Genomic DNA, 24,621 nt, shown 5'->3' on the forward strand with positions numbered 1-24,621 from the left:
CTGCTGCGAGGTGCTCGCGGCGGCCAAAAACGGAGAACTGAGCGGGTTACCTGGTCGATTTTGATCGACGGCCCGCTTTCAAAAGCAGCAAGGGCTGAAGTCGACCGGAAATACAGGGTTACTTCAGACCTTCCCTTATTGAGATAGGACGGCCGTTTATTATTCAGCTGTGGTCACTGGCCGTTTCCTATCATTGCTGCCGAAAACTAACCGGAGCATGAGTAACTCATTACGATTCTGAAAGGTTGCCCGGCCTATGCCGGGCAACGCAACAACTCAGCTTTCGTCCAACCCCCATATCCAGTGGGCATCGATCAACAGCGACAGATGGGTGCGCAGCGTATCCGCGTGGGCCTGCAGGGCGCTGGTAGACGATGCGACGGCTTGCCGGCGAGCCAGCAACAACGACTGCAGATCCACCTCGCCCAGTTCGTAGGCACGCTGCATCTGTGCTTCGTTCTGGGTCATGGCAGCGGCGCCATCCTTCGCGATCAGGTAGCTCTCGTAAGCACCTGAAGCCAGTTCGACGTCACGGGCAATCCCGGCTTCCAGCTCGCGTTTGGCCAGGTCGACATCCTCGCGAGCCGCATTCTCCTGGGCCAGCGCCTGGCTGTAGCGAGCACTGCGCGACCCGCTGGGGATCGGCATGCTGAAGCTGACACCGTAGATGCGCTCACGGTTGCCCTGCTCGGAGGCGGTGAATACCCCCAACGTAGGATCCGGCACCCTGTCAGCCTTCGCCCGGGCCGATTGCCCCTGATTTCTCAGCAGAGAGGCTTCGACCCGACGCAGCACATCGCTTTCGGCCAGGATCCGCTCGCGCCAGGTGTCGTACTGACCGAGTTCGGCCGAAGGAATGGGCAGATCAACCACTTTGCGCTCGATGCCAGGGAAGCGCCGCGACAGTGTTGCCCAGCTCGCAGCGGCTTTTATCTTGGCTTCGTTGCCTTGTCGCAGTTGCTCGGCCACTTCCGCCTTGACCAGGCTTACATCCAGCTTAGAGGCGTCACCCGCACGGTTGCGTTTTTCCGCCGCCGCCAGGCTTTCCTTGGCTGAGGCCAGGCCTTTATTGGCGATGGTGAGCGCGTGCTCCGACACCAGCCAATCCAGCCACAGGGTCATCAGTTCCCGCGCGGCTTCATGACGGACTTCGCCATAGGTGGCATCTGCCAATCGCAGCGTTGCCGAACTGATGTCCTGGTCGGCACTGGCCTTGCCAGGCAGGCGCACCGTGCGCTCGATACCCACGTTCCATTCGTTGTAGTTGGGGCCAGCGTCGGTACGCCGTTGCTGGCCGATTGCCGTGGCCGTCCATTCATAAGGCGAACGCCGGATGATGCCAGCCTCCAGCATGGCGGCATCCATGCTGGAGCGTGCCGAGGCCACGCGGGGATCGGCGTTGAGCAGCGACACCACCAGCGGCTTGGGCAGAATGTTTGCCGGAGCGGCAGGTTGCGCCACGGCCGTGCCACACACACTGATCAGCAGAGCCAGGGGAACAAGGCGCTTCATCACACGAACTCCCCAAAGTTACTGACCTGGACCGTCCAATAGCGCAGCCCGGTATTTGGAAACTCCTCCTTGAGGGATTGCAGCACCTCCGTGAGTTGCTGCCGTTCCACCACGAGTTGGATCTGCACAGCCTTGGCCCGCCCCATGACACGCTCCATCGGATTGAGTGCCGCGGTGGACAGCCCGTGCGCCGCAACCGGTGTGCTGGTGAAGATCTGGTTCCCCGTCACGACCAGGAGGTGGTCGATGAGCTTCTCCTCCAAGCTTGGGGTGCAGAGCAGCGTCAACCAGGTATCAGGCATCTTTGGCCTCCTTTTTCGCGTGGGCGAATCGCAGATAGAGAATCGGGAGCAACATGAGGGTGAGCGCGGTGACGGTGATCAAACCGCCGATCACCACGATGGCCAACGGCCGCTGGATCTCGGAGCCGGGCCCGGTAGCGAACAACAGTGGGACCAGACCGAAGGCGGTGATCGAGGCGGTCATCAGTACCGGGCGTAACCGGCGACGGGCACCCTGGAGCACCACTTCCCGCAGTGGCAGGCCTTCGCCATGCAACTGGTTGAAGTAACTGACCAGCACGATGCCGTTGAGCACCGCGATACCCAACAAAGCGATGAACCCCACCGACGCTGGCACCGAGAGGTACTCGCCAGTGACCCACAGCGCGACGATGCCGCCCACCAGGGCGAAGGGGATGTTGCTGAGGATAAGCAACGCCTGGCGCACGGAGCCGAAGGTCGAGAACAGCAGGACGAAGATCAGACCAAGCGCCACGGGAACGACGATGGACAGCCGGGCAGCCGCACGCTGCTGGTTCTCGAACTGGCCGCCCCAGCTGATGCGATAGCCGTTGGGCAGTTCCACCTGCTGAGCCACCAGCGCCTTGGCCTCCTCGACGAAGCCGACCAGGTCACGACCGCTGACGTTGGCGATCACCACGCTGTAGCGGCTGCCCATTTCCCGGTCGATCTTCACCGGGCCATCGGCACGCTCCAGTCTCGCCACGCTGCTCAGCGGAATGGTCTGGCCATCCGGCGTGGTGATCCGCACCGCGTTGAAGTCCGCCGGCGACGTGCGCACCGACTCGTCCGAGCGAATGAGGATCGGCGTGCGCTGGTTGCCTTCGATCACCAGGCCGGCCTGCTGGCCTTCGATCTGCACGCGCAGTGCATCCTGATGGCCTCGACGCTCAGGCCGAAACGGCCAGCCTGCAGCCGGTCGATCTCCACGCGCAGATACTGCACACCGTCGTTCTGCACGGTGTAGACGTCCTGGTTGCCCTGCACAGTCTTGAGCAGCGACTCGATCTTGCCGCCCAGTTGGCTCAGGGTGCCCAGGTCAGGGCCATAGATCTTCACGGCGAGGTCGCCGCGCACACCGATGATCATCTCGGAGACGCGCATCTCGATGGGCTGGGTAAAGCTGTAGCCGATACCCGGCATTGGATCGAGCACCTTGCGGACCTCGTCCATCAGCTCTTCCTTGGTGTCCATCCGCCATTCGCTCATGGGCTTGAGCAGCAGGTAGGTATCGGTCTGGTTCAGGCCCATGGGATCAAGACCGATCTCGTCGGAACCGGCCCGCGCCACGATGCCCCGGATCTCCGGGACCGCTGCCATCAGCGCGGTCTGGATCTTCTTGTCCAGCTCGGCCGTCTGTTCGAGGCTGACCGATGGCAGTTTCTCGATACCCACGATCAGGTCGCCTTCATCCATGGTCGGCATGAAGGTCTTGCCCACCTGGGTGTAGACCAGGCCAGCGACGACCAACATGGCGCCAGCGATGATCGCGATCAGTTTCTGCCGGCCAAGCCCCCACTCCAGCACCGGGCCATAGATGCCCAGCAGCTTGCGGGCAAGCCAGGGTCTTCGTGCTTGACCTCGCGCAGCAGGTAGGAGGACAGCACGGGGATCACGGTCAGCGACAGCAGCAACGATCCCGCCAGAGCGAAGACGATGGTCAGCGCCACCGGGACGAAGAACTTGCCTTCGAGGTCCTGCAGGGTGAGCAGCGGCAGGAACACCGTGATGATGATCAGGATGCCGGACGTCACCGGTACCGCGACCTCGCGCACCGCCCGGTAGATGATGTGCAGACGCGGCAGCTTGCCACCGGAAGGATCGGTGGCCAGACGCTGGACGATGTTCTCGACCACCACCACCGCGGCATCCACCAACATGCCGATGGCAATGGCCAGCCCTCCCAGACTCATCAGGTTGGCGGACATGCCGACGAAGCGCATCAGGATGAAGGTGATCAACGCCGCCAGCGGAAGTACCAGGGCAACCGTCAGCGCTGCGCGAACGTTGCCGAGGAACAGGGCCAGCAACACGATGACCAACACGGTGGCCTCGATCAGCGCCTTGGACACAGCCCCTACCGCTTTATCGACCAGCGACGAGCGATCGTAGAAGCTGGTGATGGTGATGCCTTTCGGTAGTGTGGCCTCCAGTTCCTTGAGCTTCAGTTGCACACCGGCGACCACTTGGCGGGCGTTGGCGCCAGCCAGGCCGAGCACCAGGCCTTGCACAGCCTCGCCCTTGCCATCCTGGGTCACCACGCCGTAGCGGGTCAGGGTGCCAAGGCGAACCTCGGCCAGGTCGCCAACCCGCACCGGGCTGGAGCTGTTGGAATTGACCACAACGGCCCGCAGGTCATCCAGGGTGCGGATGCTGCCCTCGCTGCGTACCAGCAGGACTTCGTCACCTTCACCCAGTCGGCCGGCACCGTCGTTACGGTTGTTGGTGTTGACCGCGTTGGTCAGCTGCTCAAGGCTCACGCCGCTGGCAGCCATGCGGATGGGATCTGGCAGTACCTCGAAGGTCCTGACCTGGCCACCGAGGGAGTTCACATCCGCCACGCCAGGTACGGTACGCAGCGCCGGCCGGATCACCCAGTCGAGCAGGCTGCGACGTTCGACCAGAGACAAGGTTGTACCGTCCACCGTGAACATAAACATCTCGCCCAGCGGTGTGGTGATCGGCGCCATGCCGCCACTGATGCCGTCCGGCAGGCTGTCGCTCAGGTTGCCGAGACGCTCGGAAACCTGTTGCCGCGCCCAGTAGATGTCAGTGCCATCCTGAAAATCGATGGTGACATCGACCAGGCCGTACTTGGTGACCGAGCGCAGGATCTTGGTCTTGGGAATACCGAGCATTTCCACTTCGATCGGCACGGCAATCCGGCTTTCAACTTCTTCCGGGGTCATCCCCGGTGCCTTCATGATCACCTTGACCTGGGTGCTGGCCACATCAGGGAAGGCATCGATGGGCAGCCCACGGTAGGCATACCAGCCCGCGCCGGTCAGCAACAGCGTCGCCAGCACCATGAACAGGCGCTGGGACAAAGAGAATTGGATAAGACGGCTCAGCATCACTCACCGTCCTCTTCAAGCCAGGCGCCTTTCAGCGCAATCACGCCGGCGACGGCAACCTGGTCCTGTTCGCTGATGTTGCCCTGGACACGGACCAGTTGCCCCGCGCTGACTTCGACCTTGACCGGGCGGGCTTCAAAACCGTCGGGCGTGCGGACGAACACCACGGAGTCGGTCTTGTTGCGAGCGACGGCAGACAGAGGGATGTCCCAGGATTTGCCAGCGGCCTGAACCGGGATCTCCACGGTGACGAGCTCGCCGGGACGCAGGGCGCCGTTGGCATTTTCGATTTCGGCGCGCAGCACCACGAACTGGCTGGTAGCCGAGAGGGTCGGGCTCAGGTTGATGACACGCCCATTAATGCCCTTGTCGACCACCGTTACGCCCGCGCCCGGCTGAATGCCAATACTGGCCGCGGCCGGAATCTGCACGTCCAGCCACAGCGCATCGACCTGGGTGATGTTCAGCAGCGACGTGGCACCGTCGACCCGCTGGCCGGGCCGGACCGAGATGTTGCTGACAATGCCGTCCTGAACGGCGCTGAGGGTGATCCTGTCGGAAGGAATCCCGGAGCGGATGACCTGCTCGATCATGGCCGGGGTCATTCCCGCCAGGGCCAGTTCGGCCTTGGTCTGCACCAGAGTCGCTTCCGCTTCCTTCAGCGTTGCCTGGGCTTCCTGCGCCCGACGCTGCGGAATGATGCCCTCATCGAACAGCTTCTGTTCCCGGGTGTAGGCCTGCCGGGCCAGCGTGGCGCGGGCAGATGCCTGCAACAGCTGGAGCTGGAGCTGGCTCATCGCCGGACTGGACAGGCGCACGACCGGCTCGCCTTTGCGAACGGCCTGGTACTCGCCCACCAGCAGTTGCACCACCACACCTTCAAGTGGGGAACTGACGATCTGCTCCGCTTTCGGAGGCACGACAACCTGGCCGGGATATCGCGTGCTGACCGTCTGTTTCATGCTTTGCACAGCAGACGTCTTGATACCCAGCGCTTGAATCTGTTCATTGGCGACAGAGAACTTCTCAGCACTCATGGCAGGCCCTGAAATAATAAAAGCGATGGCGAAAGAGAGCCCCTTTACACTGCGCAGATAATGTTCGTTATTCATCGAAAGTTCCCCGTGAAGCGCCATGACATGGGCATGCTTTAGACCTGTCTTTGAGGATTTTTAAATCGCAAGGCGAGCGCGGTCGCAGGACACACATGAGTAACCCACTCGTCTGCTGCACCCTTTGCATGGAAGGAGATTGTCGTAGACTCCTCTACAGGTTCGATTCTAGAGGGGGGTGACTATCAGGAACGTTACCGCTGAATTACAAATTTGAAGGATTCCACCTCCCTCCTGATTTTCGTTTTAAGATTGATTCATCGATGATCACCATGCTGGTTCGGTGCATGAGGCAATGACACTTCAAGAAATAAATGAATATTTTTTTATTTGACACCCGAATACTTTTTTAATTTGAGATAAACAAATAATGCGTGTTCTAGTAGTGGAAGACGAAGCCAAAACTGCCGAATATCTTCAGCAAGGGCTTACCGAAAGTGGCTATATCGTTGACCGGGCAAGTAATGGTGTCGATGCGCTGCACCTGTTCCAGCACAACACCTACGGCCTGGTCATCCTGGATGTGAACCTGCCCAAGGTGGACGGCTGGGACGTGCTCGACACGATCCGCAAGACCAGTCGGGTTCGCATCATCATGCTGACCGGTCGTGGCCGCCTGCACGACAAGCTGAAGGGCCTGGACGGCGGCGCCGACGACTATCTAGTGAAGCCGTTCGAGTTTCCGGAACTGCTTGCCCGCATCCGCTCGCTGCAGCGGCGTGGCGACAAGGTGGTGGACCACCCGACCTTGCGGGTCGCAGACCTTGAGCTGGATCCGGGTCGCCACCGCGCGTTCCGGGGCGACCTGCGCGTCGAGCTGACTACCAAGGAATTCGCCCTGTTGCGCCTGCTCATGAGCCACCCAGGGGAAGCCCTGACCCGCTCGCAGATCATTTCCCTGGTCTGGGACATGAACTTCGACTGCGATACCAACGTGATCGACGTGGCGATCCGGCGCCTGCGCGCCAAGATCGACGATCCGTTCGAGAACAAACTTATCCACACCCTGCGCGGTGTGGGCTATGTGATCGAGGAGCGTTCATGAAGCGCTTCAGCCTGGCCGCCAGGTTGGGACTCAAAGTCGGCTTGATGAGCGTGATACTGCTGGTGCTGCTCTCTATCGTGGGCTACCTGATGCTCGGCCAGGCGCTGGAGCGCACGGCGCAAAGCAGCCTGATCACCAAGATGGGTGGCATGGCCCATAACCTATCGACCGTCGCGGATCTGTCCGAGGTCACCGCAGACTCCCACCAGTTGGTCGACCTTGCGATGGGCCACAACAACCTGTTCGTCAGCATTTTCGATACGGCAAACAGCCGAATCCCCCTGCTGACCATCGGCTCGAAAAAGATAACCACCGAACTCACCAGCTTTCCTGCCAACGATCAAGTGGAGTTCTACGAGTGGAACAACGAACTGGGCATGCCCATGCTCAGCGTTTCCCAGCTCATGCGTCTGGCTGACGGTACCCAGGTCGGTGTGTACATGACCGTGGATGAATCCTCCGATGCCGAATTGCTCCGGGCGATGCTGAGCTGGGCCCTGATGGCGTCACCCTTCATCCTGGCGCTGATCATGGTCGTGGCCTGGTGGACGGTACGCCGGGGCTTGCTGCCGCTTACGCGCTTTCTGAAAGTCGCGTCGAAGATCTCCACCGACAACATGCAGCATCGGCTGCCTACCGACCGCTTGCCGATCGAACTGCTGGAGCTCGCGGACGGCATCAACTTTATGCTGCACCGCCTGGACGGTGGCGTGCAGCAGCTATCGCAGTTCTCGGACGACCTGTCCCACGAGTTGCGTGCTCCGCTCACTAACCTGATGGGCAAAGCACAGGTGGCCCTGTCACGACCACGCAGCTCGGAGGAGTACCGTGAGGTGCTGGAATCCTGCGCCGAGGAGCTGGATCGCATGAAAAGCATGGTGGCCGACATGCTTTTCCTGGCACATGTCAGCCAGCCTGCAGCCTTGGTGCAATTCGAGACGGTGGCACTGGTCGACGAGGTGCAGAGGGTCAGTGACTTGTTCAGCCTGAGTGCCGAAGAGAGCGGCGTTCGGCTCGATGTGTCAGGCAGTGTCGATGTGATCCAAGGCAATCGCCTGATGATTCAACGGGCAGTGTCCAATTTGCTCTCCAACGCCATTCGCTACTGCCCACAAGGGCAGGCTGTAGTGGTGAAGGTTCACCGTGAGCAGGAGCACATCAGGCTCAGCGTAGGCAATCCAGGCCAAGGTATTCCGGAAGAGCACCTGCCTCATCTGTTCGAACGCTTCTATCGGGTCGACAAAGGGCGTGCGCGCAGCGAGGGAGGCACAGGCCTCGGGCTTGCCATCGTGCGATCGATCATGAGCCTGCACCAAGGCGTGGCGAAGGTAGAAATAACGGGCTCGGGCTTTACCTGGTTCCACCTGAGTTTTCCGGTGAACCGTCTCTGAGCCCAAGGCGTCTTTCAACATTGTAATTCGCGCCTCACGTTGTCGTCAGAGACGCTTCTTTAAGCTTCAGGGGTATCGAAAATCTCACGATCCATTGAGATCCAAACCCCTGGAGTTTCTGAAAATGCGACTGACCCAAGCGCTTCTCATCGGTGTACTGGCTGTTGGTGTGACGACACCGGTATTTGCCGAAGATGGCTACGACCGCTCGATCGAATTCAACAAGAAATTCCGCGAGGACCAGAAACGCCTCTGGGGTGAAAAAGACACCGCAGACAAAGCCAAACCGGCAGAGACCAAAGAAAAGGAAAACGCTAAAAGCCCATCCTAGGCTCATGGATGTGCTGTTTCTCTACTTCCTCCTTCCCCCTCGATCTTGAGGCAGGCGCTTGACCGCCTGCCCCGGATCACCCTCAAACGGCATCCTCCTCAACGCATCGACAGCTGGACCGCCAGCCCCGCCAGTGCACTCATCACCAGCACCTGGATCACACCGCGCTTGAAGTAGAACAGGGCAATAGCGGCGGCCGCGGCGATAAGTGCGGAGGCCCACTCGAATCCTCCCCCAAAGCCGTTGGGCCAGAGCACGTGGTAACCGAAGAACAACGCCAGATTCAGGATCACACCTACCACGGCGGCGGTGATCCCGGTCAGCGGCGCTGTGAACTTCAGTTCGTTGTGCGTCGACTCCACCAGCGGACCGCCGGCAAGGATGAACAGGAACGAGGGCAGGAAGGTGAACCAGGTGACCAGCACAGCCGCCACCGCGCCCGCCAGGAACGGATGGTCGGTGCCGAACATCGGGTGGATGTAGCTGCCAATGAAGCCGACGAAAGTCACCACCATGATCAACGGCCCCGGCGTTGTTTCCCCCAGGGCCAGGCCGTCGATCATCTGCGTGGGCGACAGCCAGCCGTAGTGACCGACCGCACCTTGGTAGACATAGGGCAACACCGCGTAGGCACCGCCGAAGGTGAGCAACGCAGCCTTGGTGAAGAACCACCCCATCTGGGTCAGAGTGCCTTGCCAGCCGAAGATGACGGTCAGCAACCCCATGGGGAGCATCCATAGCGCCGCACCGATCAGGATCAGCTTGAGCAGATAGCTCCAGCGGAAACGGGCATGCGCGGGTGGCGGTGTATCGTCATCGATCAGCGCAGGCCCGTAACTGGCCTTCCCGGAGCCATGCTTGCCAGCGGTCACGAACTTGTCCGGCAGCACTTTTCCGCCGATGTAGCCCAGCACGGCAGCGGCCAGAACGATCAGCGGGAACGGGACGTTCAGGGCAAAAATGGCGACGAAGGATGCTGCGGCGATCGCCCATAGCCAGCCATTCTTCAATGCCCGGGAACCGATGCGGTGCGCCGCATGAACGACGATCGCGGTGACCGCCGGCTTGATGCCATAGAAGATCCCGGCAACCACCGGAACGTTGCCGAACTCGATATAGACCCACGACAGCCCGATCAGGATGAACAGCGACGGCAGCACGAACAGCCCGCCAGCAATCACCCCGCCCCAGGTCCGGTGCATCAACCAACCGATGTAGGTCGCGAGCTGCTGGGCCTCGGGCCCGGGCAGCAACATGCAGTAGTTCAGGGCATGCAGAAAGCGCTTCTCGCTGATCCAGCGGCGACGCTCCACCAACTCCTGGTGGAGGATGGAGATCTGTCCTGCCGGCCCGCCAAAGCTGATGAAGCCGATCTTCAGCCAGAACAGCAACGCTTCGAACAAGCCCACCGGGGTCGCTGGCTTGAGGGGGGCTTCGCCCGTGGCCAGCGTCGTCGTTTCAGCCATGACCGTTTTCCTCGTTGGCAAAGGCCGCCAGCAGCCCGTCGAAGATGCCGTTTGCCGCTGCCATCAGTTGGTTGTCATCGGTAATGCTCTCGCGCAGGCCCGCCAGGACACGCTCGATGCCGGACGCTTCCGCAGGCTGGCTGCCACCGACATCGAGGTAGTGAACCAGCGCGGCGATGCGTGAAAGGCCTGGAGCCTGCAGCACGAAGCTGTCGATCAGGGTTTCGAAGGTGACGCGGTGCCCGACATGGCTGAACGCGGCGCCATCGAAGTCAAAGCCCAGTGCATCGGCGGGGCAGTCGCTCGGGGATTCCAGCCAGAGGATTTCCGCGCCGCTGTCGATGAAGCGCTGGATGAGCCAGGCACAGGCCAGCCGGTCGACCCAGGGACGTCGACGGGTTGCCCAGCGACGCCCCTGGTAATGACTGTGGTCCAGCAGCGTGACGGGATGATCCTGAATGTGCGGTTCATCAGGTGAGAGGGCACGGCTGATTGCCGTCTCCAGCGCTTCCAGCGCGGTCTCCGTCTGCTGCTTCGCAACGCCGGGGAAGAAGTCGATCAGGGCCAACTGGGCGAAGCTCTTGCGCAGTTTTCTGACCTGGCGAGCGACCTGCAGGGCGTTCTCGGGAAGCAGTCCCTCCCTGCACGCGGCGACTTCGTCGCGCAGCTTGCTGTACTCCTCACTCCGGTCGAACAGGCCGGCGAAGCGAGTTTCTTCGTCCGGGAATGCCAGCAGAAACGCAGTGCCGCCGCTGACCGTCACATCGCGCTCCACGGACTCGAACGCCTCGCGGCCCGCGTCCTGCTCAGGCAACAGGTACACACCGTCGCGCAGCACGGCAGCGCCGCAAGCCTTCAACGCCCGCCAGGCACGCATACGTTCGGTCGCGTTGGCCGTGGGGAGTGCCAACACAAGAAGAAGCCAATTTTTCATGTAGAGAATCAAACATAAAATGTATGAATCTCTACTTTAGCTCTGTTCTCAGGAAAATGCACTGCCGGGATGAGGGTTCGATTCACTCACGTTGACCGTATCCCCCCAGGGGGGATACGCTAGAAACATGAATCACCCGCACTACCCGGAGGTAGCGCATGCTATCCGTTCTAAAAAATCGTACTTATCGACACCTCTTTCTGGCCCAGGTGATCGCCCTGGTGGGCACTGGTCTGGCGACGGTTGCCCTCGGGCTTCTGGCATTCGACCTGGCCGGCGCCCAGGCGGGAGCTGTATTGGGTACCGCGCTCGCCATCAAGATGGCGGCTTACATCGGCGTTGCACCGGTTGCCGCCGCGTTCGCCGAGCATCTGCCGCGCAAGGCGATGCTGGTCACCCTCGATCTGGTCAGGGCAGCGGTCGCGCTGATGCTGCCCTTCGTCACCGAGATCTGGCAGGTGTACGTGCTGATTTTCGTGCTGCAGTCGGCCTCTGCGGCGTTTACGCCAACCTTCCAGGCCACCATCCCTGACATCCTGCCGGATGAGCGCGAGTACACCCGGGCGCTTTCCCTTTCGCGCCTGGCCTATGACCTGGAAAGCGTGATCAGTCCGATGCTGGCCGCGCTGTTGCTTACGGTGGTCAGCTTCCACAGCCTGTTCGCGGGCACGGTGGTGGGCTTCCTGGTGTCCGCCGCGATGGTCGGTACCGTGGTGCTGCCCCTGGCGGCACGAGGACCCAAACGCAGCATCTATGAACGCACCACCAAGGGCATGCGGATTTTCCTGCGCACCCCGCGGCTGCGTGGCCTTCTTGCACTGAACCTGACGATCGCAGCCGCCAGCGCCATGGTCATCGTCAACACCGTGGTACTGGTGCAATCCAAGTTCGCGCTGCCCCAGAGCTCTACCGCCATGGCCTTGATGGCCTTCGGCGGTGGCTCGATGGTGGTCGCCCTGATGCTGCCCAAGCTGCTGGAACGACTGGACGATCGCAAGGCGATGCTGGCCGGCGGTGCCGTGCTGGTAGCCGGTTTGATCCTGGGTACCTTCGTCTCCAGTTACCCGGCGCTGATCCTGTTGTGGCTGGTGTTGGGTGCCGGCTACTCCCTGGCACAGACACCGTCCGGACGCATTCTGCGGCGCTCGTCCTCAGCCCAGCGATCGACCTGCGCTGTTCGCCGCCCAGTTCGCCCTTTCACACGCCTGCTGGCTGATCACCTACCCGCTCGCGGGATGGTTGGGGGCAAGCGTCAGCCTGACGGCTTCGTTCATCGGACTGAGTCTGGTTGCCGCCGTAGCCTGGCTGGTGAGCAAGCGGATCTGGCGCCCGGAGTATGAGGAAGACGTGGTAGCGCACAATCACGATGACCTGCCGGAAGACCACCCGCACGTGGCCAACGGCAATGCGCATGCGCACTCGTTCGTCATCGATGACGATCACCGGAAATGGCCAAAGCCATAAAGCCCGCGTTGCACGGGTTCTATCGATGATCTTCGCGTAATCCAGAAAGAAACAGGGCCGCTTTAGCGGCCCTGTTTGCATCACTCGTGCGAGTGGCCGTGACCCGCATCGCCAGACTTCGATTCGGTATCAGTACCACCGCAGGCAGCCAACAGGCCGAGGAAGCTCAGCACAACGAGCGATTTGAGGATTTTGGTAGTCATCTTCAGCTATTCCAATTGAGATCAAAAAGTCGGGGCGAACAACAGGTTCGCCCCGGCGGGATTACTTCTTCACGTTCAGGTAGTCGCCAGTCGTGTTCAGCACGATGGTGACATCGGCGTTGGTGCGGTTACGCCAGAACCAGCCATGGGTGCCATCGAACAGCGCGGTCAGGTCGCCCTTGTCGCCTTTCACCTGACGCCCTTTGCTGTAGCTGTGGAAATCGCCTTGGGCGGCGTTGTAGATCTCACCGTGGGTGTCGTGGTTGACCGGGCCGGATGCGGTCCATTCATAGCTCACAGTGCTGCCCTTGAGCATTTCCAGCTTGATCTCCCGACCTTCGCCTGGCGTCAGGGTTACGGTGACCTGATCGGACTTGGCGTTGGCAGCAGGTTTGCTGGATACGGGAGCCGCGGGCTGAGGGGCTGCTGCCACTTGCTGTACGGGTGGCGCTACCGGTGCAGGTGCCGGTGCAGCAGCAACGACAGGAGCTGGGGCCGGAGCAGCTGCCGCTTTCGACGCAGCCTCGTCAGCCAAAGCCTCGGCAGCGAGGGTGATCTTGATCTCGCCCATTTGCGTCAGGCCCATGGCGCGGCCCAGGCCGGTCGGGTCGACCGCGTATTCCGAAGGCATCACCACGGTGACCAGCAGGCCCATGGCGACAGCCAGGGCAATGACGGTGGAACGAACGAGTTGGCGGCTGCTCGGCAATTCGCTTGCCGATGGGAGTGGAGAATTGAACATGATCAGGAGTCCTTAAGCGGTCAGAAACAGGCCGGAGATCTGGTAACCCATCAACAGGAAACCAGCACTCATCATTGCGACGTTGGCGGTATAGGCATGACGCCAGAAGCTTGGGGTCTGCCTCCAGAAGCCCATCAGGATCAGAATGGCGCTCAACGCCATCAGCTGACCGATCTCCACCCCTACGTTGAAGGCGATCAGGTTGGGGATCAGCCCATCGGGAGAGATCTCGTATTCCTGGATCTTGGTTGCCAGGCCGAAGCCGTGCAGCAGGCCGAAAATCAGCGTGGCGGCCTTGGTGTTCGGCTGATAGCCGAACCAGCGCTGGAAGGCGCCCAGGTTATCCAGGGCCTTGTACACCACCGAGAAACCGATGATTGCGTCGATGACGTACGAGCTGATGCTGACTTCCGTCAGCACGCCGATCAGCAGCGTCACCGAATGGCCGACCGCAAACAGCGTGACGTACAGGCCGACATCCTTCAGCCGGTAGAGGAAGAAGATGACGCCGAACAGGAACAGCAGATGGTCGTATCCCGTGACCATGTGCTTGGCGCCCATGTAGATGAAGGGGATCAGCATGACCCCGGTGCTTTCCTGGATGAAGCCCTTGTCACCCTCGGCCACGGCATGGGCCAGAGCTTCTGGCATGCCGATGAACAGCGAGGCGACGAGCAGGAACAGCAGATACAACAGGTGGCGTGAACGCATGGCGAACAGGCCCCCACCCTTTAGGGAGTGCGAATGCATGGATCAATCCTTTCTTGCAGTGATTGTTGGCCGCAGAGCGGCCTTGGTCAGGAAGCAAGCACAGGACGGGGTGGGCGTTCGATACGGAAGATGGGGGGCCAAGGCACGGAATCGCCCAGCATGGCCAGGTGTACCGAGGCTTCGAAATGACTGGAGAAGTGGATTGCAGCTGGTATCTGAGGCGTTTCGTGCTGGTGATCGGGCGTCAGGGGGGAGTGGTAGTGATCAGAGCACTGCGCACAACTCAGGGACGAGTCGTGGGAGTGATCATGAGTCAGGCTCTGGGCGCTCTTTGCCGTGATTTGCGAGAGGACGGAAAGTGAATAGGCATGACCGGTCCAGGCCAGCAGAAAGGCCATTGCCAAAGCCACGATCATGGTCGCTGAAAGAAAACGACGAGACATCCCAATGCTTATCCGGTTGAAACACGGTGTGAAATAGCGCGTTTGACCCAACCCCCCCAGGGGGATAGCATGCAGAGCGTAAAGTATCGCCGTCTGAGACTCAAGTCATGTCAGAACACGTTCACGACCAACCGCATGGTCACGCTCATACCCACCAGACTCACGACGCCATCATCAAACGCCTCAAGCGAGCGGACGGCCACCTGCGCAGCATCATCACCATGATCGATGAAGGACGTGAATGCGTGGACATCGCCCAGCAGCTCCATGCTGTTGAAAAGGCCGTGTGCCAGGCGAAGCGGACACTGATCCAGGACCACATCGACCATTGCCTGGAAGACTCGGTGACAGCCCTGAGCAAGGGCGACCGTTCGGCACTGGACGAATTCAAGCAAATCACCAAATACCTGTAGGCACGGTGCTCGGTTGTTGAATGTTTGAGTACGGCGGTTACCTCGGCCTGTTTCTGGCTGCATTCGGCGCGGCAACCCTGCTGCCCATGCAATCGGAGGCAGTGCTGGGCGGACTGCTGATATCCGAGCGTTTTTCCACAGCCATCCTGCTGGTGGTGGCCACCACAGGCAACGTACTCGGATCGGTTGTGAACTGGCTGCTGGGACGAGGTATCGAGGCTTATCGCGAAAAGCGCTGGTTTCCGGTAAAGCAAGCGGCCTTCGAAAAAGCCAAAGCCTCCTATGAACGTTACGGGTACTGGTCGCTGCTGCTCAGTTGGGTACCCATCATTGGAGACCCGCTAACCGTGATCGCCGGCGTGATGAAAGAGCCGCTCTGGCGGTTCGTCCTGATCGTCACGCTCGCCAAGGGCGGACGGTATCTGGTCCTTGCGATTCTCATCCTGGAGAACCTGAGTTGAGCGCGTACGAATCACCACCTTCGCGGGTTGAACGACACAACGGACAGGACCTCATCAAGTGGATCGCCCTGCTCACGATGGTGCTCGACCACATGCGTCTGGCATGGCCATCACTGGATAACCTGTTCATTCTGGGACGCCTCTCGTTCCCGCTGTTTTGCCTGGCGATCGCCGTGAATGTCTGTCGAACGGAAGTTGGCGCGTTGTTCACTCGCAGCAATGGCCGCTACCTAAGGAAGGTCTGAAGTAACCCTGTATTTCCGGTCGACTTCAGCCCTTGCTGCTTTTGAAAGCGGGCCGTCGATCAAAATCGACCAGGTAACCCGCTCAGTTCTCCGTTTTTGGCCGCCGCGAGCACCTCGCAGCAGCCATTTTCCGCATTAGGGGGCATGCCGAGATAAGGCAAAAATTAGGACATTCGTTCTGTAACCTGCTGTATCTAAAGGATTAACTTTGAGAGGCGCTGCTCAGTAGTGGCGGCTAAATATTGTGTTGGCGCTGATGGAAAATTGACCCACCCTGCCGATTGAAATTTGACCCAGGGCGGATTGCTGATTTTGTTACCAGCAACTGTGGATAAGTCTACCAGCGCAGCTGCTGTTGCCCCCACTCCTTCGCTAGCCCAGTTCAGCTGTTGAAGACCTGCCACATGCAGCCATGCAGCAGGCCGTCGTCACCATGAAATCAGAACGACTCATCGTCCTCCGGTTCCTGGCCGCCCTTACGCTTTCGCTCCCGTGATTTGATCTTGGCCTGGGCCGCCAAGCTACTGTGTTGCAGGCGATAGGACTCGTTACCGGTTTCGACGATGTGGCAGTGGTGGGTCAGCCGATCCAGCAGGGCGGTGGTCATCTTGGCGTCGCCGAACACGCTCGACCATTCGGCGAAGCTCAGGTTGGTGGTGATCACCACGCTGGTGTGTTCGTACAGCTTGGACAGCAGGTGAAACAGCAACGCACCGCCAGCCTGGCTGAACGGCAGATAACCCAGTTCGTCGAGGATGACCAGATCCATGCGCAGCAGTGCCTGGGCGATCCGCCCGGCTTTGCCGTCGTGTTTTTCGCGCTCCAGCAGATTGACCAGATCGACCGTGGAGTAGAAGCGCACGCGCTTACCGTGCCGGGTGATGCCGGACACGGCCAGCGCGGTGGCTAGGTGGGTTTTACCGGTGCCTGGCCCACCGATCAGCACCACGTTCTGCGCGGTGTCGGTAAAGCTCAGATTGGCCAGCTCGCTGATCAAGCGAGCGTCGGCGCTGGAGGCGCTGAAGTCGAAGCCGGCCAGATCGCGGTGCATCGGCAGCTTGGCCATGTTCATCTGGTGGCTCACCGAGCGCATGGCGCGATCTGTGTGCTCTTGTTCCAGCAGGTGTTCGAGCAGCCACTTGGACGAGGCTGTGTTCGACTCACCCTGTGCAGTTAACTCCGCCCAGGCCGTGGCCATGCCGTGCAGGCGCAGCTCCTTGAGTTCCGCCATCAAATCACGCATGACCGACCTCCTCGGCCTGGCCACGCAGGCGGTCGTAGCGCGCCGTGTTAGCGACGGGGGCTTCCTTGAGCGACAAGTGGGTTTCGACGCTGGGTGGTGGTTCGGTCGCGGCCAGGCGCGCCACGACATTGAGGATGTGTTCGGCGCTCAGGCTGCCGCTTTCCAGTACCAGCTCAACAGCCACCAGCACCGCATCGAGCCCGGCGACCGGTACGGCAGCCAGAACTTGCGCCATGATCCGGTCACCGCCGGCATGACGCCCCAGACCGTGCTTAAGCTGACGCAGCGGCGCCGGCAGATCAGCAAAGGGCGCGCCGTTGCGCAGCGCACCGGGCTTGCGTTCGATCAGCGGGAGGTAGTGCTGCCAGTCATAGCTGACCTGGTCGCGATCCAGCAAGCGGACATGGCTGGCGATCAGCGCGTCGTCAGCCACCACCTCGATTCGCGTCGGATACAAACGGCTGCTGACCCACTTACCCGCGTACTCACACGGCACCGAGTAGCGGTTGCGCCCGACGCTGACCAGACAGGTGCTGGAGACCCGCGCAGGCCGCTCGACGTAACCGTCGAATGGCGCTGGCACAGGCATCAGTTCAGCGCGCTCCAACTCCAGCACTTCGGCTACACTCAGCCCGCTGTATTGAGGGTGCGTCAGCTCGTTCCAAAGCGCGCGGCAGCGCTGGCCCAGCCAGGCATTGAGTTCCTCGAAGGAGTGAAAATGACAGTCCTGGGCGTCTAGCCAGATGCGCCTACGGCTGTCTTGCACGTTCTTTTCAACGATGCCCTTTTCCCAACCAGCGGCGACGTTGCAGAAGTCCGGATCGAACAGGTAATGCGCGCACATCACCGCAAAGCGTGCATTCACCGCCCGGCCTTTGCCCTTATTGACCTTGTCGACGGCGGTCTTCATGTTGTCGTAGATGCCCCGGCGCGGCACGCCGCCCAAGGCGCCGAACGAGCGTGTATGGGCGTCAAATAACATCTCATGGCCCTGGCTCGGATACGCCACAAGCCAGAACGCACGGCTGGCACACAGCTTCAGATGTGCCACCTGCATACGCCGGTAAATGCCGCCGACCAGCAAGCCTTCCTCGCTCCAGTCAAACTGAAACGCCTCGCCAAGAGCAAAGGTCAGCGGCACAAAGGCCTGCGACGCCTTGCCCTGTCCCCCTCGCCAGGCACGGATAAACGCGGTGAGCTGGCTGTAGCCACCGTCATAACCATCGGCTTTGATTTGCGCCAACAGCGCCTTGGCACTGCGCCGCTGTTGCTTGGGGCGCAGCGAATCGGCTTTTAGCGCCTGCTCTAGCGTGGCGTGAAAAGGGCTGAGTTTGTTAAAGATCGCGCGGCGTTGGTACACCGGCTGCTTGGCCTCAGGTGCTCTGACCCACTTGCGAATCGTGTTGCGCGCCAGCCCGGTGCGCTTGGCTATCTCATGCAGCGACAGCTTGTCGCGGAAATACATCCGCCGAATTTTGCCCATCATTTCCATACTGATCACCCTGTGTTCTCCTGCTCAAAAATTGAGCAGAAGCAGTTGAACACCTGGGTCAGTTTTCAGTCGGCAGAACAGCCTCTACTGGGTCAGTTTTCGGTCAGCGGCAACAAAATATTGATCAATTATCTATGCCGAGATAATTGCAGATAATTCCCGCCGTCCGTACCCAGCGCGAGTTCATAAGATTGGAGAAATGCCGAGTTAGAGGGCCTGCGAACAGCTTTGGTCGAGGCTTTGCGCTTCGACGCATAACGGCTGCTTAGTACTGGGGGCTCTCCCAGAAGCGACAAAGGCGGCCTCAACGAGACCGCCTCAAACCAAGTTTCATCACCGGTACACGCACCCGGGAGAGGAAGCTCTTGGGCAGGTTTCAATAATAACACCGATCAAAGCGTCACTGCCAAAGCCCTCTCGCACTGCCGAGTAGCCTTCAGATAGTGTTCATTCGCTCTCTCTCGAAGCTACGGTGCGGATGGTTCGAGACCATCATGCGCAAACTCGGGGCCAAGATGACATTATCAAATGGCCAATTATCCTGGAGGCAGTTATGGAAAGGCTCCGCGAAAAACTGGATTTGCCGAGAGGCCACTACTATCTGCACGTCGCCGTACTGGCGGGCCTGCCGGTGTCGTTGATCTCCGATTTGGCAAGCGAGTTGGAGCGATCGCCAGCGCAGATCGCGCAGTGGATCACTGCGTCCCCCGGCAGTGCCGTGATGTCTATACAGGCTGGTGAGGTGTTCTGTCGTCTTATCGAGATCCTCGATGCGCTATTGGAGCTGTACGATGGGGATCTAGGAGGTGCGCTCCACTGGCTAACGGCACCGAATGTCGTGCTGTCCAATGAGAGGCCGGTCGAGGGGGTTTGGGGAGCAACGGAACAGAAAGTGCACTTAAGCCCAGCGCCTGCCCGCAAACCCTTGTGGCGTCTGGTTAGTTCGGGAAAACCATCGTTTTGTCGAACCATTGCATCGCCCTTTGTGATTGGCGTATAAACACACAAACACCTATTAGCGGAGAACGCTATGAATACCATTCGCTGGAATGTCGCCGTCTCGGCCGACACCGACCAGTCGCTTCGGATGTTTCTGGCCAGCCAGGGCGGCGGCCGTAAGGGCGACCTGTCGCGCTTCATCGAAGAAGCGGTACGGGCACACATCCTGGAGCTGAGCGCTGAGCAGGCCAAGGCCGCTAACGCCCATCTGAGTGAGGCAGAATTGACCAACGCGGTTGACGAAGCGCTCGACTGGGCACGTAAGCGCTGATGCGGGTCGTGTTGGATACCAACATCCTGTTCAGCGCCCTGATCTCGCCACATGGCGCGCCCGATGCGATCTACCGTGCCTGGCGGGCGGCGCGTTTCGAGGTGGTGACCTCGCGGATGCAACTCGATGAAATTCGTCGAGCCAGCCGCTATCCCAAGCTTCAGGCCATCCTACAGCCCGCCAAGGTGGGCGCCATGATCAATAACCTGCAACGGGCTGTGGTACTGGAGCGCCTGACCATCGAGGTCGAAGCCGATGATCCGGATGACTCGTTTTTGCTGGCCATGGCCTTGGCGGGCGATGCGGACTACCTGGTAACCGGTGATCGCCGCGCCGGCCTGCTGCAACGCGGGCACATCGAACGCACGCGGATCGTCACGCCCGCCGTGTTCTGCGTCGAGGTGCTGTGATCAATGCCGGTCGGTTTTCTGACTCAAGAGCAACGCGACGGTTTTGGCCGCTATGTTGATTCGCCCAGCCGTGAAGAGCTGGAACGTTACTTCCACCTGAGCGATGAAGACCGTGAAGCCATCCAGGTGCTGCGGGGTAACCATAACCGTCTGGGTTATGCCGTTCTGCTGACCACCGTCCGCTTCGTTGGCGTTCTGCCGGACAAGCCCGCCGCCGTGCCGGTGGAAGTCCTGCAGGTGCTTTGCCGACAACTGGCGATTCCAGACCCCGACTGCCTCCAGCGCTATAGCGATCATCGCCGCTGGATACATGCCACCGATATTCAGAACCGCTTTGGCTATCGTCATTTCACCGATCCGGGCATCGGCTTTCGCTTGAGCCGCTGGCTGTATGCCCTCTGCTGGACGGGCACCGACCGGCCGGGAGTGCTGTTTGAGCGAGCCACCTCGTGGCTGTTCACACAGAAAGTCCTCCTGCCTGGTGTGTCTCAACTAGAGCGCTTTATCGCCCAGTTGCGCAGTCGGGTCGAAGAACGCCTCTGGTTTACGCTGGGCCGCAGCGTGACTGAGGAACAGCGATTGCAACTGCAAGACTTGCTGACGGTGGCCGAAGGCAACCGCAGCTCCCGGCTGGATCAATTGCGCTCCGGCCCGGTCATGGTCAGTGGCCCCGCGTTGATTCGGGCACTGCGCCGGCTCGATGACGTGCGCGGCATCGGCATCACCTTGCCGGCGGCGGCGCACATCCCTCCCAGCCGTATCGCCGCCCTGGCCCGCTTCGCCAACACGGCCAAGGTCACCGCGATTAATCGGCTGCCGGCGTCGCGGCGGATGGCGACACTGGTGGCCTTCGCACTCTGCCTGGAGGCGACTGCGCACGACGACGCACTGGAAGTCCTGGAGGCCTTGCTGCGCGACCTGTTCAGCAACGCGGAGAAGGCCGACAAGAAAGCCCGCATGCGCAGCCTGAAAGACCTGGATCGGTCGGCCGCGACGCTCGCCGCCGCGTGCAAGGTCGTGCTGGACAGCTCGATCAGCGATGACAACGTGCGCGCCCGGCTGTTCAACGACCTGCCGAGGACCACCCTGGAAAAGGCCCTGGAAGAGGTCAACGCGCTGATCCGCCCGGTAGATGACGTCTATTTTCTTGCATTGGAAGCGCGCTACCGCAGCGTGCGCCGCTTCCTGCCCGACCTGCTCAAGCACATCCGCTTCGGCTTCAGCCCGGCCGGCAAGGGCGTGGCGGCTAGTCTGGAGTGGCTGCAACTGAACCTGCCGCGCCGGAAGCCAGAGGATGACGCGCCGCAGGAGATCGTGGCCAAGGCTTGGCAGAAGCACATCACCCGCGAAGATGGCTCCCTCGACATGGGTGCCTATGTGTTCTGCACGCTCGATGCGCTGCGCACGGCCCTGCGCCGCCGCGATGTCTTCGTCTCGCCCAGTTGGCGCTATGCCGACCCGCGCCTTGGCCTGCTCGACGGTGCCGAATGGCTGGCGGCGCGACCGATCATCTGCCGGTCACTGGGCCTGACCATCGACGCCAAAACCACCCTGGACGCCTTGTCCGTCGAGCTGGATGCAACCTGGCTGGCAGTAGCCGCGCGCCTGCCCGACAACCCGGCGATTCAACTGAGCGAGAACACCGAGGGCAAGACCGAACTGTCGCTCGGGGCGCTGGACAAGCTGGACGAGCCCTGCTCGTTGCTGCAACTGCGGGCGGCCGTGTCTGACCTGATGCCGCGTGTCGATCTGCCGGAAATCCTCTTGGAAATCGCCGCCCGCACTGGCTTTTCCGAGGCCTTCACCCATGTCTCCGAACGCAATGCACGCGCCGACAACCTGGTCACCAGCCTCTGCGCGGTGCTGTTGGGCGGGGCCTGCAACACCGGCCTGGAGCCCTTGATCCGCACCGACAACCCGGCGCTGCGCCGTGACCGGCTGTCCTGGGTCAGCCAGAATTATATCCGCGACGACACCCTGTCAGCGGCTAACGCCATCCTGGTCGGAGCGCAAAGCCAACTGGAACTGGCCCAAGTCTGGGGTGGCGGCGAGGTCGCCTCCGCCGATGGCATGCGCTTCGTCGTACCGGTGCGCACCGTGCATGCCGGCCCCAATCCGAAGTATTTCGGCACCGGCCGGGTGTCACCTGGTACAACCTGATTTCCGACCAATTCTCCGGCCTCAACGCCATCACCGTGCCCGGCACGCTGCGCGACAGCCTGGTGTTGCTGGCGGTCGTGCTGGAACAGCAGACCGAGTTGCAGCCGACGCAAATCATGACCGACACCGGGGCCTACAGCGATGTGGTGTTCGGGCTCTTCCGCCTACTTGGCTACCACTTCAGTCCGCGGCTGGCCGATGTCGGCGGTACCCGCTTCTGGCGCACGCGCCCGGACGCGGACTACGGCAAGCTCAACGGGCTGGCCCGCCAGTCGGTCAAACTCGACCTGATCGCCGAGCACTGGGACGACCTGCTGCGCCTGGCCGGCTCGCTCAAACTCGGCCGGGTGCCGGCGACTGGCATCATGCGCACGCTGCAAACGGGAGATCAGACCCACCCGGCTGGCCCAGGCGCTGGCCGAATTCGGGCGGATCGAAAAGACTCTGCACACGTTGACCTATATCGACGACGAGTCCAAGCGCCGCGCCACCCTGACCCAGTTGAACCGAGGCGAAGGCCGGCACAGCCTGGCCCGCGCCGTGTTCCACGGCAAACGCGGCGAGCTCCGCCAGCGCTACCGCGAAGGCCAGGAAGACCAGCTCGGTGCTCTGGGCCTGGTGGTGAACATCATCGTGCTGTGGAACACCCTCTACATGACGGCGGCCGTGGAACGGCTCAAGCAGCACGGCTATCCAGTGCTGGAAGAGGATTTGGCCCGGCTATCGCCGCTGATCTACGAGCACATCAACATGCTCGGGCGGTATTCCTTTGCGGTACCGGAAGAAGTTGCGCGCGGCGAGCTGCGGCCACTGCGTAATCCAGACGACGACCTGTGATCCCCCTAAACGCTATGAGCAACACCCAAGCTGCTGCTGGATCGGCGGGCACTTCACCGAGCCGAACGAACAGAAAACGCAGCAATCCCCTGGGTTGGGGCGCAGCAGCGCCTTGCAGTTGCTGCACTCGTAATAGAACTGGCAGGCGTCCGTGGGCATGGTTTCCGGCTTGGCGAAGCCGCAGCGCGGGCAAGTCAGCACGGACTCAAGGACAATGGCGCTCATCGTGACCTCACTTCTGCACTGTGGAGGGGTATCCCGCGTTCGCGGTCGCCTCAGTCAGTGCCTCGGGCTGGGCCTTATCGGGATCGTAGGTGACGGTCGCCGTCTTCTGGTCGAAATTGACCTGGACGTCACTCACGCCGGACACCTTCTCCAGCGACTTCTTGACCGTGATCGGACAGAGTCCGCACGTCATGTTCTGCACGTCGAGCGTGACGGTTTTCGGGGGAGCCGCCAGCGCCACGAAGGGCAAGGCGAAAAGCACGGCGATCAGCAGTTTGCGCATGGTTAATCTCCTTCAGTAGAACAGCGGGGCGAGCCACGGCACGGCCAATAGGCCGAGCAGCAGCACGCTGACGATCCAGAACACGAGTCGCTGTCGCACGAGCGTGCGCGGATCGGCGCAGGGTGTACCTGGCGTACAAACCTGTGGCACCAGGTAGAGCTTGCGGAATGCCAATCCCAGGAACAGTAGAGTCAACCCGATGAAGAGGGGGCGTAGTGGCTCCATCATGGTCAGAGCGCCCACCCACGTACCGCCGACACCGAGTGCCAACAGCACCAGTGGCCCGACACAGCACACCGACGCACCGATGGCGGTCAGCGAACTCGCGACCAGCGAGCCTTTCCGGTGAGTTGCATCCCCATTCCCATCTCCTGAGCCTGATTGCCTAGGTGCTATTCTAAACTCCGTACCAAAGTACGGAATCAAGGAGAAAGTGATGGCCACAGAGCTGACCATTGGCAAGCTGGCAGACGCCGCCGGGGTGAACGTCGAGACGATCCGCTACTACCAGCGACGCGGGCTGCTGGATGAACCAGCCAAACCCTTGGGTGGCCATCGGCGCTATCCGGTGGACATGGTGAAGCGACTGCGTTTCATCAAGCGGGCTCAGGCGCTGGGTTTCACGCTCTCGGAAGTCGGTGGACTGCTGACGCTGGATGAGTCGTGCGCCTGTGCCGAAACGCGAGCACGGGCTGCACGCAAGCTCGCGTTGATCGAGCAGAAGATGGCCGACTTGGTCGTCATGCAGCAACTGTTAGGCGAACTGGTGCAGCAATGTGATGCGGGAGACGGCGGAACGATCTGCCCGATCATCGAGGCACTGATCAGAGAGTAATGCCTGGCGGGTGAGCT

The 24,621-nt window shown here is 61.0% G+C and carries 25 protein-coding genes and 3 pseudogenes; 12 read left to right on the forward strand and 16 right to left on the reverse strand.

The genetic code is table 11. From position 1 onward, the window contains the following. Positions 1-276: 276 nt before the first annotated feature. Genes P5704_019015 through P5704_019040 form a run of 6 tightly spaced genes read right to left on the reverse strand, consistent with a single transcriptional unit; the run spans position 277 to position 5,925 of the window. On the reverse strand, positions 277-1,512 hold the full coding sequence (locus P5704_019015) for a TolC family protein (protein WOF78098.1): 1,236 nt from the start codon (positions 1,510-1,512) through the stop codon (positions 277-279). Then, positions 1,512-1,814, reverse strand: a complete 303-nt coding sequence (locus tag P5704_019020; GenBank protein WOF78099.1) for a DUF3240 family protein — start codon at positions 1,812-1,814, stop codon at positions 1,512-1,514. Before P5704_019020 ends, P5704_019015 begins: the two co-directional genes overlap by 1 nt. Beyond that, positions 1,807-2,676 (reverse strand): efflux RND transporter permease subunit, encoded by an 870-nt coding sequence (locus P5704_019025; protein ID WOF78100.1) that lies wholly within the window; start codon positions 2,674-2,676, stop codon positions 1,807-1,809. Before P5704_019025 ends, P5704_019020 begins: the two co-directional genes overlap by 8 nt. Beyond that, positions 2,643-3,341: an efflux RND transporter permease subunit gene (locus P5704_019030; GenBank protein ID WOF78101.1), complete on the reverse strand. Its 699-nt coding sequence runs from the start codon at positions 3,339-3,341 to the stop codon at positions 2,643-2,645. The genes P5704_019025 and P5704_019030 overlap by 34 nt, the downstream gene beginning before the upstream one ends. After that, a complete protein-coding gene (locus tag P5704_019035; protein WOF78102.1) occupies positions 3,308-4,888 on the reverse strand; it encodes an efflux RND transporter permease subunit in 1,581 nt (526 codons plus the stop codon). Before P5704_019035 ends, P5704_019030 begins: the two co-directional genes overlap by 34 nt. Continuing rightward, positions 4,888-5,925 (reverse strand): efflux RND transporter periplasmic adaptor subunit, encoded by a 1,038-nt coding sequence (locus P5704_019040; protein WOF81278.1) that lies wholly within the window; start codon positions 5,923-5,925, stop codon positions 4,888-4,890. The genes P5704_019035 and P5704_019040 overlap by 1 nt, the downstream gene beginning before the upstream one ends. 445 nt (positions 5,926-6,370) lie before the next feature. Between P5704_019040 and P5704_019045 the strand changes: the two genes are divergently transcribed. From P5704_019045 to P5704_019055, 3 genes are all read left to right on the forward strand, one after another. Continuing rightward, positions 6,371-7,045, forward strand: a complete 675-nt coding sequence (locus P5704_019045; protein ID WOF78103.1) for a heavy metal response regulator transcription factor — start codon at positions 6,371-6,373, stop codon at positions 7,043-7,045. Beyond that, positions 7,042-8,436, forward strand: a complete 1,395-nt coding sequence (locus tag P5704_019050) for a heavy metal sensor histidine kinase (protein WOF78104.1) — start codon at positions 7,042-7,044, stop codon at positions 8,434-8,436. Before P5704_019045 ends, P5704_019050 begins: the two co-directional genes overlap by 4 nt. Positions 8,437-8,560: 124 nt before the next feature. Beyond that, the gene (locus P5704_019055) at positions 8,561-8,767 is read left to right on the forward strand and encodes a hypothetical protein (protein ID WOF78105.1); all 207 of its coding nucleotides are present in this window, start codon (positions 8,561-8,563) and stop codon (positions 8,765-8,767) included. A 98-nt stretch (positions 8,768-8,865) separates the two neighbouring features. Here P5704_019055 and chrA read toward each other — a convergent pair whose 3' ends face one another. Both chrA and P5704_019065 read right to left on the reverse strand, forming a co-directional pair. Continuing rightward, the gene (gene chrA / locus P5704_019060; GenBank protein ID WOF78106.1) at positions 8,866-10,233 is read right to left on the reverse strand and encodes a chromate efflux transporter; all 1,368 of its coding nucleotides are present in this window, start codon (positions 10,231-10,233) and stop codon (positions 8,866-8,868) included. Continuing rightward, the gene (locus P5704_019065; GenBank protein WOF78107.1) at positions 10,226-11,167 is read right to left on the reverse strand and encodes a chromate resistance protein; all 942 of its coding nucleotides are present in this window, start codon (positions 11,165-11,167) and stop codon (positions 10,226-10,228) included. Before P5704_019065 ends, chrA begins: the two co-directional genes overlap by 8 nt. A 158-nt stretch (positions 11,168-11,325) precedes the next feature. Between P5704_019065 and P5704_019070 the strand changes: the two are divergent. Further along, a pseudogene (locus P5704_019070) lies at positions 11,326-12,631 on the forward strand (MFS transporter). Positions 12,632-12,711: 80 nt separating this feature from the next. Here P5704_019070 and P5704_019075 read toward each other — a convergent pair. The 3 genes from P5704_019075 to P5704_019085 all read right to left on the reverse strand — a co-directional run bounded on the left by P5704_019075 (position 12,712) and on the right by P5704_019085 (position 14,326). Beyond that, positions 12,712-12,834, reverse strand: coding sequence for a hypothetical protein (locus P5704_019075; protein ID WOF78108.1), 123 nt, complete (start codon positions 12,832-12,834; stop codon positions 12,712-12,714). Between the two features lie 61 nt (positions 12,835-12,895). Further along, a complete protein-coding gene (locus tag P5704_019080) occupies positions 12,896-13,576 on the reverse strand; it encodes a hypothetical protein (protein WOF78109.1) in 681 nt (226 codons plus the stop codon). 12 nt (positions 13,577-13,588) lie between these two features. After that, complete coding sequence (locus P5704_019085; GenBank protein ID WOF78110.1) at positions 13,589-14,326, reverse strand: HupE/UreJ family protein; 738 nt, start codon at positions 14,324-14,326, stop codon at positions 13,589-13,591. Positions 14,327-14,837: 511 nt separating this feature from the next. Here P5704_019085 and P5704_019090 point away from each other — a divergent pair. The 3 genes and pseudogenes from P5704_019090 (at position 14,838) to P5704_019100 (ending at position 15,837) form a co-directional block, all read left to right on the forward strand. Further along, positions 14,838-15,143 (forward strand): metal-sensing transcriptional repressor, encoded by a 306-nt coding sequence (locus P5704_019090; protein ID WOF78111.1) that lies wholly within the window; start codon positions 14,838-14,840, stop codon positions 15,141-15,143. 20 nt (positions 15,144-15,163) lie between these two features. Further along, the gene (locus P5704_019095) at positions 15,164-15,604 is read left to right on the forward strand and encodes a YqaA family protein (GenBank protein WOF78112.1); all 441 of its coding nucleotides are present in this window, start codon (positions 15,164-15,166) and stop codon (positions 15,602-15,604) included. 77 nt (positions 15,605-15,681) lie between these two features. Then, positions 15,682-15,837: pseudogene (locus tag P5704_019100) on the forward strand (TraX family protein). A gap of 451 nt (positions 15,838-16,288) precedes the next feature. Here P5704_019100 and istB read toward each other — a convergent pair. Further along, the gene (istB, locus tag P5704_019105; GenBank protein WOF78113.1) at positions 16,289-17,092 is read right to left on the reverse strand and encodes an IS21-like element ISPst3 family helper ATPase IstB; all 804 of its coding nucleotides are present in this window, start codon (positions 17,090-17,092) and stop codon (positions 16,289-16,291) included. Continuing rightward, positions 17,085-18,584 carry an IS21-like element ISPst3 family transposase gene (gene istA, locus P5704_019110; GenBank protein WOF81279.1) on the reverse strand — a complete coding sequence of 500 codons (1,500 nt, stop codon included), beginning with the start codon at positions 18,582-18,584 and terminating at the stop codon, positions 17,085-17,087. The genes istB and istA overlap by 8 nt, the downstream gene beginning before the upstream one ends. 553 nt (positions 18,585-19,137) lie before the next feature. On the opposite strand from istA, the gene P5704_019115 reads away from it, so the two are divergent. From P5704_019115 to P5704_019130, 4 genes and pseudogenes are all read left to right on the forward strand, one after another. Next, a complete protein-coding gene (locus tag P5704_019115; GenBank protein ID WOF78114.1) occupies positions 19,138-19,584 on the forward strand; it encodes a hypothetical protein in 447 nt (148 codons plus the stop codon). Positions 19,585-19,614: 30 nt separating this feature from the next. Continuing rightward, complete coding sequence (locus P5704_019120) at positions 19,615-19,854, forward strand: ribbon-helix-helix domain-containing protein (GenBank protein WOF78115.1); 240 nt, start codon at positions 19,615-19,617, stop codon at positions 19,852-19,854. After that, positions 19,854-20,264 carry a putative toxin-antitoxin system toxin component, PIN family gene (locus P5704_019125; protein ID WOF78116.1) on the forward strand — a complete coding sequence of 137 codons (411 nt, stop codon included), beginning with the start codon at positions 19,854-19,856 and terminating at the stop codon, positions 20,262-20,264. Before P5704_019120 ends, P5704_019125 begins: the two co-directional genes overlap by 1 nt. A 3-nt stretch (positions 20,265-20,267) precedes the next feature. Then, positions 20,268-23,261: pseudogene (locus P5704_019130) on the forward strand (Tn3 family transposase). 12 nt (positions 23,262-23,273) lie between these two features. On the opposite strand, the gene P5704_019135 reads toward P5704_019130, so the two are convergent. The 3 genes from P5704_019135 to P5704_019145 are packed head-to-tail and all read right to left on the reverse strand — an operon-like array spanning position 23,274 to position 24,225. Next, positions 23,274-23,486, reverse strand: coding sequence for a GDCCVxC domain-containing (seleno)protein (locus P5704_019135; GenBank protein ID WOF78117.1), 213 nt, complete (start codon positions 23,484-23,486; stop codon positions 23,274-23,276). A 7-nt stretch (positions 23,487-23,493) separates the two neighbouring features. Further along, positions 23,494-23,769 (reverse strand): mercury resistance system periplasmic binding protein MerP, encoded by a 276-nt coding sequence (gene merP, locus P5704_019140; GenBank protein WOF78118.1) that lies wholly within the window; start codon positions 23,767-23,769, stop codon positions 23,494-23,496. Between the two features lie 12 nt (positions 23,770-23,781). Then, positions 23,782-24,225, reverse strand: a complete 444-nt coding sequence (locus tag P5704_019145) for a mercuric transporter MerT family protein (GenBank protein WOF78119.1) — start codon at positions 24,223-24,225, stop codon at positions 23,782-23,784. Here P5704_019145 and merR point away from each other — a divergent pair. After that, the gene (gene merR / locus P5704_019150; protein WOF78120.1) at positions 24,206-24,604 is read left to right on the forward strand and encodes an Hg(II)-responsive transcriptional regulator; all 399 of its coding nucleotides are present in this window, start codon (positions 24,206-24,208) and stop codon (positions 24,602-24,604) included. The two genes, P5704_019145 and merR, sit on opposite strands and share 20 nt — an antisense overlap. Positions 24,605-24,621 lie beyond the last annotated feature (17 nt).

This window comes from Pseudomonas sp. FeN3W (genome assembly GCA_030263805.2).
Lineage (GTDB): Bacteria > Pseudomonadota > Gammaproteobacteria > Pseudomonadales > Pseudomonadaceae > Stutzerimonas > Stutzerimonas stutzeri_G.

Coding starts and splice junctions, on each gene's coding strand:
- P5704_019015 (WOF78098.1), bottom strand. CDS start 1,512: ATGAAGCGCCTTGTTCCCCTGGCTCTGCTGATCAGTGTGTGTGGCACG.
- P5704_019020 (WOF78099.1), bottom strand. CDS start 1,814: ATGCCTGATACCTGGTTGACGCTGCTCTGCACCCCAAGCTTGGAGGAG.
- P5704_019035 (WOF78102.1), bottom strand. CDS start 4,888: ATGCTGAGCCGTCTTATCCAATTCTCTTTGTCCCAGCGCCTGTTCATG.
- P5704_019040 (WOF81278.1), bottom strand. CDS start 5,925: ATGAGTGCTGAGAAGTTCTCTGTCGCCAATGAACAGATTCAAGCGCTG.
- P5704_019045 (WOF78103.1), top strand. CDS start 6,371: ATGCGTGTTCTAGTAGTGGAAGACGAAGCCAAAACTGCCGAATATCTT.
- P5704_019050 (WOF78104.1), top strand. CDS start 7,042: ATGAAGCGCTTCAGCCTGGCCGCCAGGTTGGGACTCAAAGTCGGCTTG.
- P5704_019055 (WOF78105.1), top strand. CDS start 8,561: ATGCGACTGACCCAAGCGCTTCTCATCGGTGTACTGGCTGTTGGTGTG.
- chrA (WOF78106.1), bottom strand. CDS start 10,233: ATGGCTGAAACGACGACGCTGGCCACGGGCGAAGCCCCCCTCAAGCCA.
- P5704_019065 (WOF78107.1), bottom strand. CDS start 11,167: ATGAAAAATTGGCTTCTTCTTGTGTTGGCACTCCCCACGGCCAACGCG.
- P5704_019075 (WOF78108.1), bottom strand. CDS start 12,834: ATGACTACCAAAATCCTCAAATCGCTCGTTGTGCTGAGCTTCCTCGGC.
- P5704_019080 (WOF78109.1), bottom strand. CDS start 13,576: ATGTTCAATTCTCCACTCCCATCGGCAAGCGAATTGCCGAGCAGCCGC.
- P5704_019085 (WOF78110.1), bottom strand. CDS start 14,326: ATGCATTCGCACTCCCTAAAGGGTGGGGGCCTGTTCGCCATGCGTTCA.
- P5704_019090 (WOF78111.1), top strand. CDS start 14,838: ATGTCAGAACACGTTCACGACCAACCGCATGGTCACGCTCATACCCAC.
- P5704_019095 (WOF78112.1), top strand. CDS start 15,164: ATGTTTGAGTACGGCGGTTACCTCGGCCTGTTTCTGGCTGCATTCGGC.
- istB (WOF78113.1), bottom strand. CDS start 17,092: ATGCGTGATTTGATGGCGGAACTCAAGGAGCTGCGCCTGCACGGCATG.
- istA (WOF81279.1), bottom strand. CDS start 18,584: ATGGAAATGATGGGCAAAATTCGGCGGATGTATTTCCGCGACAAGCTG.
- P5704_019115 (WOF78114.1), top strand. CDS start 19,138: ATGGAAAGGCTCCGCGAAAAACTGGATTTGCCGAGAGGCCACTACTAT.
- P5704_019120 (WOF78115.1), top strand. CDS start 19,615: ATGAATACCATTCGCTGGAATGTCGCCGTCTCGGCCGACACCGACCAG.
- P5704_019125 (WOF78116.1), top strand. CDS start 19,854: ATGCGGGTCGTGTTGGATACCAACATCCTGTTCAGCGCCCTGATCTCG.
- P5704_019135 (WOF78117.1), bottom strand. CDS start 23,486: ATGAGCGCCATTGTCCTTGAGTCCGTGCTGACTTGCCCGCGCTGCGGC.
- merP (WOF78118.1), bottom strand. CDS start 23,769: ATGCGCAAACTGCTGATCGCCGTGCTTTTCGCCTTGCCCTTCGTGGCG.
- merR (WOF78120.1), top strand. CDS start 24,206: ATGGCCACAGAGCTGACCATTGGCAAGCTGGCAGACGCCGCCGGGGTG.
- P5704_019145 (WOF78119.1), bottom strand. CDS start 24,225: ATGGTCAGCTCTGTGGCCATCACTTTCTCCTTGATTCCGTACTTTGGT.